The sequence below is a fragment of the Thiomonas sp. genome (assembly GCF_054608695.1).
This window is the reverse complement of sequence record NZ_JBTRXV010000164.1, coordinates 1-4584: the sequence shown is the minus strand read 5'-3', so window position 1 is coordinate 4584 and position 4584 is coordinate 1. Positions and strand designations below refer to the sequence as shown.

Annotated in this window: 3 protein-coding genes and 2 pseudogenes; 1 reads left to right on the top strand and 4 read right to left on the bottom strand. The window is 65.3% G+C overall.

Translation table 11 applies throughout. The annotated features are described in order from the left end of the window. A pseudogene (locus tag ACYCUK_RS23475) lies at positions 1 to 104 on the top strand (IS110-like element ISCARN26 family transposase); the annotation flags it as partial. A 16-nt stretch (positions 105 to 120) separates the two neighbouring features. Here the strand turns inward: ACYCUK_RS23475 and ACYCUK_RS23470 are convergent. The 4 genes and pseudogenes from ACYCUK_RS23470 to ACYCUK_RS23455 all read right to left on the bottom strand — a co-directional run. Further along, on the bottom strand, positions 121 to 1404 hold the full coding sequence (locus tag ACYCUK_RS23470) for an NAD(P)/FAD-dependent oxidoreductase (protein ID WP_461597003.1): 1284 nt from the start codon (positions 1402 to 1404) through the stop codon (positions 121 to 123). A 110-nt stretch (positions 1405 to 1514) separates the two neighbouring features. Beyond that, positions 1515 to 3362, bottom strand: a complete 1848-nt coding sequence (locus ACYCUK_RS23465) for an aldehyde ferredoxin oxidoreductase family protein (RefSeq protein WP_461597002.1) — start codon at positions 3360 to 3362, stop codon at positions 1515 to 1517. A gap of 11 nt (positions 3363 to 3373) precedes the next feature. Beyond that, positions 3374 to 3850 carry a 4Fe-4S dicluster domain-containing protein gene (locus ACYCUK_RS23460; RefSeq protein WP_461597001.1) on the bottom strand — a complete coding sequence of 159 codons (477 nt, stop codon included), beginning with the start codon at positions 3848 to 3850 and terminating at the stop codon, positions 3374 to 3376. 294 nt (positions 3851 to 4144) lie between these two features. Further along, positions 4145 to 4584, bottom strand: a pseudogene (locus ACYCUK_RS23455) (ferritin-like domain-containing protein); the annotation flags it as partial.

The window sequence follows — 4584 nt, the reverse complement described above, 5'->3', positions numbered from 1 at the left end:
TCAAGAAGGTGGCCTTGATCGCCTGCATGCGCAAGCTGATCACCCACCTCAATGCCATCACCCGGGACCACCTGAACGCTCAAAATCAGCCTCTCACTGCTTGACTTTCAACACGGTTACTCAGGCCGCGAGCAGGCTGCGGTGGTCTTGCGCCTGGGCGCAGGCGAGATAGGCCTCCATCAACCGCGTCGGGTCGGCCAGCAGCTTGTCTTTCCAGGCGCCGAGTTTCACCCGCCCTTCCACCAGTCCGCGCAGCACGCCGATGTGGGCGGTGGTGCCGATGCTGTTGCTGCCGACCATGACGTCACCGTCGAACTGCAGGCTCAAGTGGCGATGCCCGGGGCGGTCGGTCAACTCCACGCCCTGGCCGCCGGGAACGCCCTGCCACTGGCCGAAGCTGCAGGAGATGAGGCCCAGGGTGTCGAGCACGTTGATCTGGGTCACGCCGCGCAGCTGGGCGTGCTTACCCGCCATATTCATCGCCGCGACATAGGCCTGGTCGACGGCATTGGGTTGGATGGCACTGACGATGGGCTTGCCGTAGATCGCGTCGAACGCCTCGGCGCAGTCGCCCGCCGCAAAGATGCCGGGGACATTGGACTGCATGCGCTCGTCGGTCAGCACACCTTGCAGGCAGCGCACGCCCGAGCCCTCGAGAAAGCCGATATTGGGCTTGACCCCGGCGGCGGAAATCACCAGATCGGCGGGCAGACGCGCACCCGTGGACAGGCGCACCGCGAGGGGCGCTTGAAGATCGGCGGGGTTGGATTCGATGGATTCGATGCGCGCGCCGGTGTGCACCGCCACGCCCTTGGCCTGCACCCAGTCGCGGATCATGCCGCCTGCGGTTTCGCCCATCATGCGCGGCACCATGCGGTCGCCCATTTCCACCACCGTGAGCTGCACGCGACGGCGCACCAGCGATTCCATGATGATGCAGCCGATGAAGCCGGCGCCGAGCTGGACGACGCGCGCGCCAGGCACCGCGAATTGCGCGATGGCGCGCGCGTCGTCCAGCGTCCAGCAGGCATGCACGCGCTGGGCGTGAATGCCGGGGATGGGGGGCAGCGCGGGCTTGGAGCCGGTGGCAATCAGCAAGGTGTCGAAGGCCAGCGTGCCGCCTAATTCCAGCGCCAGGGTTTTGGCGGCGGTGTCCACGGTTTTCACCCGGTCGCGCTTGAGCGCGATGCCGAGCTGCTGCCAATGGTGCGGGTCTTTGCGCAGCCAGGTGCCGCGCTCGGTGATGTCGCCGTGCAGCAGATAGGGAATGGCCATGCGCGAATACGGCGGTGCGTCTTCGTCGCCGATCAGGGTGATGGTGTCGGCCGCCGGTGCGTTCTTGCGCAGGGTTTCGGCCGCAACGACGCCGGCCGGGCCGTTGCCGATGATGACATGGTGGTTCATGTGGGTTCCCCATTTCCAAGCTGGCGCAGGGCCGCCCCAGGCCAGCTTGGCTGACGAGACCGGCGCAAAGTATCGTGCGAGCAAAGCGAGCGAAACTTTGCGCCGTTTCTTCACAGGCCGAGCCGCGTCCGCGTCTCGGGTTTGAGCGTGCCCTCGGGCGTCCAGCCGCGCAGCTCGTAATACTTGGGCAGCATTTCCGGCAGCTTGTTCACCATGCCTTTGGCGGGACCGGTTTTGGCCGGTTCCTTCAGCAGGCGTGGCGGCAGGGTGTCGTCCTTCGCGGTGAAGCCGGCGCGGTTGTTGTAGTCGCGCTCCATATTCCAGATGCGCTCGCCGATGGTGCTCAGGTTCTCCATGCTGAAACCCTCATCACAAGCTGCGGCCAGCTGCGGCTGCAGGTCGGCCAGGGTCCAGGCGAAGGTGGTGAACACACACACGCCGGCCGAGTCGAACACGGCGGTGGCGTCCTGGAAGGCTTTCACCAACTCGGGTTTGCCGTCGGCCACCAGCGGGTCGGTTTTCACCGGAATGCCCAGCACTTCCGACGCCACGGTGTAGCCGCGCAGGTGGCAGGCGCCGCGGTTGCTCGTGGCATAAGCCAGCCCCATGCCCTGAATGCCGCGCGAGTCGTAGGCCGGGAACTCCTGCCCCTTGACGCTCATGCTCAGCTCGGGGTGACCGTACTTGGCGGTGAGGCGCTTGCTGCCCAGGCCGATTTCCTTGCCGAAGCCCTCGCCGCGCGCGGTGATCTCGGCAAAGTAGGCCAGCGCCTTGGCCGAACCGAACGGGGCGTCGACGCCGAGCTGCTCCTTGGTGAGCAGGCCCATGTCGTACAGCTCCATCACCGCGCCCACGGTGGCGCCAAAGGTGATCGGGTCCATGCCGTCTTCGTTGCAGATGAAGTTGACGTAGGTCAGCGCCTCCAGGTCGTTGACGCCGTTGGCCGCGCCCAGCGCCCAGGCCGCCTCGTATTCCAGGCCGCCCGAGGCGCCCCAGTACTGCGGCTTGTTCTCCACGGAGAAGTGGTGCTCGTCGATCTTGCTGATGCGCCCGCAGGCGATGGTGCAGCCGAAGCAGGCCTGGTTGGTGACGAGGTTGGGCTTGCCGTCGGACTTGCGCGGCTCGTGCATGGCCTCGCCGGAGATGTCCTTGGCGCCGTCGAACTGCACGTCGCGGTGGTTGCGCGTGGGCAGGGCGCCGATTTCGTTGATCACGTTCATCAGCACCTGGGTGCCGTATTTCGGCAGGCCCTGGCCGGTGACGGCGTTGTCGTGCAGCACCTTCTTGCCCGCGTTCACGGCCTGGAAGAAGGCCTTCGGGTCACGCACATGGCCCACGCCCAGGGTGCCGCGCAGCGCGATGGCCTTGAGGTTCTTGCTGCCCATGACGGTGCCGACGCCGGAGCGCCCGGCGGCACGGTGCAGGTCGTTCACCACGGCCGCGTACATCACGCCGTTTTCTCCGGCGCGGCCGATGGAGTTGACACGAATCAGCGGATCCTGGTGGTGGTTCTTGATCCAGGGCTCGGTCTCCCACACGGTCTTGCCCCAGATGGGCGAAGCATCGCGGATTTCCGCCTTGTCGTTCTCGATGTAGAGATACACCGGCTTGGCCGATCTGCCCTCGACGACGATCATGTCCCAGCCCGCCATCTTCATCTCGGCACCGAAATAGCCGCCGGAGTTGGAGCAGGCGATGGCGCCGGTCAGCGCCCCTTTGGTGATGACCGAATAGCGCCCACCGGTGGACACCATGGTGCCGGTGAGCGGCCCGGTGGCGTAGATGAGTTTGTTGTTGGGCGACAGCGGGTCGACCTTGGCGTCGACCTCCTCGACGAAATATTTGGTGGCCAGCCCGCGCTGGCCGATGTAGTCGCGCGCCCACTGCATGTTCAGCGGCTCGCTCTTGGTGGTGCCTTGCGTGAGGTTCACGCGCAGAATTTTTCCGGCCCAGGTCATGGTCGTCTCCTTCAGGCTTGAGTGTTCTGGTTGCCCAGCTTGCCGGCCCATTGCTGCATGCGCGACAGCCCGGTCCAGCTTGCATCCACATAGGTGATGGCGCCGGTGGGGCAGGCCTCGGCGCAGGCCGGCTCGCCGCCGCAGAGGTCGCACTTCTGCACCTTGCCGGTATCGGCCACGTAGTTCACCGTGCCGAAGGGGCAGGCAATGGTGCAGACCTTGCAGCCCACGCAGATGTCCTCCAGCACGATCTTGGCACCCGTGGCGGCGTCGAGCTTGATGGCTTCCACCGGGCAGGCGCGCAGGCACCAGGCCTCGTCGCACTGGGTGCAGGTGTAGGGCACCTTGCGTCCGGTTTCGTGGAAGTCGAACACCTTGATGCGGCTCTTGGCGGTGTTGAAGATGCCGTAGTTTTCATACGAGCAGGCCATTTCGCATTGCAGGCAACCCGTGCACTTGTCCGGGTCGATATGCAGGGACTTTTGCATCTTGCGTCTCCTCGATTATTGTCGCGCTCACAGCCCGGATGGACTGGCCGCAGTTCGTAGACCACCAGCGTCGAGGGCAACGGCGGCAGGCCACCAAAGAGCCCATCTGATTCCACCAAAGGCCGCCAAAAACCTCGATTCCCGGCCCACTATAGACCGCGCTGAGAGGCCTTGGAAGCCACGCGCGCCGAGTATCCGATCGCGTTTCTCGGGTATCGATCCGAGCGTCATCCACCTTGGGTTTATCGCCAGGCTGACGTCAAACTGACGCCATGACTCTAGGGGGCATCGGGCTCAGTTCAGCAGGACGCGTCGGGCCACCGCTGCCAGTGGGCGTTCGGCCCAGCGCTGCATGCGGCCGCCCAGCAGCAGGGGCTTGAGCGCCATGCGCACGGCCAGGTCAACAGGGTATTGCGCGCTCATCAGCGCGTACACCTGTTGACTCACGGCGTTGAACGAAGGCGGCTGTTCGCGGCCGCGGAAATACCAGGCCGCGGCATGCCGCAGGGCGATGTCGGCGTCGCTCTGGCGCAGCTCGGCGACGCGTCGCCACAGCGACGCCATGACCTTCGGACGACCCAGGGCTTCGCGCTCGCGGTACTTGAGAAAGTAGTGGTAGAAGTGTTTGTAGTGCTGCACCTCGTCGTTGCGGATATGCCAGGTCAGCTCGCGCAGCACCGGCTCGCCGCACACGGTGTTGAGCGCCTGGTAATAGGTGGTCGTGCCCATTTCCA